Source organism: Brachybacterium sp. (genome assembly GCF_052095815.1).
Taxonomy (GTDB): Bacteria; Actinomycetota; Actinomycetes; order Actinomycetales; family Dermabacteraceae; genus Brachybacterium.
In genome coordinates, this window is record NZ_JBQDLF010000097.1 from 1 (window position 1) to 3,119 (window position 3,119).

3 protein-coding genes are annotated in these 3,119 nt (G+C 68.1%); 2 read left to right on the forward strand and 1 reads right to left on the reverse strand.

All coding sequences use genetic code 11. The features are described 5' to 3' along the window. Positions 1-1,258, forward strand: a protein-coding gene (locus tag ACTH43_RS18455; protein WP_441446341.1) for an IS3 family transposase whose coding sequence is annotated in 2 segments (ribosomal slippage) — positions 1-243 and positions 243-1,258 — 1,259 coding nt annotated over the 2 segments. Because the reading frame shifts where the segments join, the coding sequence is not laid out codon by codon here. This gene is flagged as partial in the annotation. Here the strand turns inward: ACTH43_RS18455 and ACTH43_RS18460 are convergent. After that, positions 1,219-1,575: a helix-turn-helix domain-containing protein gene (locus ACTH43_RS18460; protein ID WP_441446342.1), complete on the reverse strand. Its 357-nt coding sequence runs from the start codon at positions 1,573-1,575 to the stop codon at positions 1,219-1,221. The genes ACTH43_RS18455 and ACTH43_RS18460 overlap by 40 nt on opposite strands. A 107-nt stretch (positions 1,576-1,682) precedes the next feature. On the opposite strand from ACTH43_RS18460, the gene ACTH43_RS18465 reads away from it, so the two are divergent. Continuing rightward, positions 1,683-3,110: an MFS transporter gene (locus ACTH43_RS18465; RefSeq protein WP_441446343.1), complete on the forward strand. Its 1,428-nt coding sequence runs from the start codon at positions 1,683-1,685 to the stop codon at positions 3,108-3,110. Positions 3,111-3,119 lie beyond the last annotated feature (9 nt).

Genomic DNA, 3,119 nt, shown 5'->3' on the forward strand with positions numbered 1-3,119 from the left:
CGAGGTGCGTGCGGCTCGTGCGCGAGCACCAGCAGGAGTACCCCACCCTGACCGCCGCCGTCACTGCGGTCGCCCGTCAGGAAGGCGTCTCACGGGAGTCCGTGCGGCGCTGGTTGGCCCAGGCAGACGTCGACGACGGTACCCGGCCCGGCGTGACCAGCGAGGAATCAGCCGAGGTCAAACGCTTGAAGACGGAGAACAAGCGGCTGCGGGAGGACAACGAGATTCTTCGTCGGGCTTCGATTTTCTTCGCGGGGGAGCTCGACCCCCGAAACCGCTGATCTGCGCGTTCATCGACGAGATGAGAGCCGAAGGGTATGCAGTCGAGTCGATCCTCCGCGTCCTGCGCCAGCAGGGCCTTGCGATCGCTGCACGAACCTACCGGGGCTGGAAGAGACCGCCCCGCATCGCGGCCCGCACCGCCACAGACGCTCTGGTCGAGGACAAGATCCGTGAGCTGGCCTGGACGTTCAACGCCACCACCCAGCGGTGGCAGATGACCCCTGAAGGGCTCTACGGGCGGCGGAAGTGGGTCGCGCTGCTCCGCCGTCAGGAAGGCCTGGCCGGCACCTCCCGTGGGGCGGTGGACCGGGCGATGCGCACCCTCGGCCTCGAAGGTATTCGGCGGGCGAAGAAGCTGCGCACCACCATCCCGAACCCTAACGGGAAACGGGCGGGTGACCTGCTCAATCGCGACTTCACGGCCCCGGCTCCGAACCTGGTCTGGGTCACCGATTTCACTTACGTTCGCACCTGGGCCGGGTTCGTGTACGTCGCTTTCGTCGTCGACGTGTTCGCTCAGCGGATCGTGGGCTGGCACGCGTCCTCGAGCATGCGCACCGATCTCGTCATGACGCCACTGCGGATCGCGCTGTGGCAGCGGGAACGCGAAGGAAACCAGGTCTCACCAGGCTCTTTGGTGGCGCACAGCGATGCCGGATCGCAGTACACGTCGATCCGGTACACCGAGCACCTCGACCTCGAGGGCATCGCTCCCTCGATCGGGACCGTCGGCGATGCGTTCGATAACGCGCTCATGGAGACGGTCAATGGGCTGTTCAAGACCGAGTGCATCCGCACCACCGTCTTCCACCACGGCCCGTTCCGGACGCTCTCGGACGTCGAGTTCGCGACTGCCGGCTGGGTCGACTGGTACAACAACCGCCGCCTCCACGGCTCCCTGGGGATGCTGACCCCGGTAGAGTCCGAGACGCTCCACTACGAGGCCCTCGCCCGAGAGCCCGAACCCGCAAAGTAGCGGCAGAGAACCTGGGCCGATTCAACGACTCCACCGCGGGCGTGACGGTAGGGCTCCAGATGCACACGGGGGTCGCCTGTTGCCGGGGCAGCGACGAGTCGATCCAGTGCCACTTGGTACGTGCGGGCGAGGGGGATGAGTACGTCGAGCGTGGGTTGACGGTGACCTGTCTCCACGCGCGAGAGGATGCTGATGGACAGTCCCGTCGTGTCCGCCACCTCGGTGAGTGTCAGTTCGCGGGCCTGCCGGAGCGCGCGCAGGCGCGGTCCGATCGCGTCGAGGGTCTCGGTGACATCCGAATCCGGGGTCGTTCCCATCCCTCTAGTTTTGCAGATTCCGCAAACCTGCTAGGGAGTGTTGCTCTCGCCGCTGGAGGATCGCCGAAGAAGGATGCGTGACCAGGGGTGAAGGGCGTGGTGCTGCTGTGGCTGAGACAATCGTGGACGAGGCTCCCGGCTTGAGCGTGCGGCGCCGGTGGACCGTGTTGGCGATCTGCGCTTCGGCATTATTCCTGGTGGGACTGGACACCACGATCGTGACGGTCGGGCTCTCGCACATCGGAGCAGGCCTGGGGGCGGAGCCGGGCAGCTTGTCGTGGGTGGTCGATGCGTACACAGTCGTGTTCGCGAGCCTGCTGATCACCTCCGGTGCGCTGGCCGACCGGTTCGGGCGGCGCAGCGTCTTCCAGACCGGGCTCGTGCTCTTCGGGGTAGCGTCACTGCTGTGCGCGACGGCCGGGGACCTCCCGGTCCTGATCGCGGCCCGGGCGCTCCAGGGGATCGGGGCGTCGATGCTCTCCCCGGTGGCACTCGCGATCGTGGTCAACGCGATGCCCGACCCGAAAGAGCGAGCCCAGGCGATCGGCGTGTGGGGAGCGATGTTCGGGCTGAGCATGGCTGCCGGCCCGGTGGTCGGGGGCGCACTGATCGCCGCGTTCGACTGGCGGGCCGTGTTCTGGATCAACATCCCCGTCGTCTTCCTCGCGCTCCTCCTCGTCACCGCCCTGGTGCCGGAATCGCGGGGACGGCGCGTCCGCCGTATCGATCTGCCAGGGCAACTCCTCCTCATCGCCGTGTTGGGGATCGCCGTGGCGCTGCTGATCGAAGCGCCCAGGCTCAGGTGGGCCTCCCCGGTCGTGCTGGCCTGCCTCGGGGCGCTGGTGGTGCTGGTCGGGGTGTTCGTCTGGGTGGAGTCGCGGCGGCGTGAGCCGCTCATCGACCCCGGCCTGTTCCGGGTCCCGCGTTTTACCGGGGCGATCCTCGGGGCGGTCGCGGTGTTCGTCGCGTTCAGCATGACCTTGCTGTTGACCACCCTGTTCCTTCAAGACGCGCAGGGATGGACACCCCTCGACGCAGGAGCCGCGACCCTGCCGATGGCCTTCGGAGCGACGGTCTTCGCACCCGTGTCCGGATTCCTGACCGGCCGGACCGGCCCTCACCTCCCGCTGCTGGTCGCCGGCACGCTCGTCCTGGCCGGCGGGCTCTGCCTCCTCACTCTCACCGGCGGGATGAGCGTGCCCGTGCTGCTCGTGGCGTATCTGCTGATCGGTGCCGGGGTCGGGTTCGCCAACGCGCCGATCACGAACACCGCCGTCAGCGGCCTACCGGCCGAACGCGCCGGAGTTGCCGGAGGCACCGCCTCTACCGCCCGGCAACTGGGAACCGCGGTCGGTATCGCCCTCGCCGGAACCCTCGTCGCCGGTGTGCCACCCGACCGGTTCGCCACGGCAAGTCTTCCCGGCTGGATCGTCATCACCGCCTGCGGCGGACTGCTGCTTGCGGTAGGAACCCTCACCCGGCACCGGACCGCGACGCCTACGTCAGGGGGTCCGCGGGCTGCTTCTCACCGATGAACTCCGCGG

Excerpts from the sequence above, each read along its gene's own strand:
- ACTH43_RS18460 (WP_441446342.1), bottom strand. The coding sequence starts at position 1,575 with ATGGGAACGACCCCGGATTCGGATGTCACCGAGACCCTCGACGCGATC.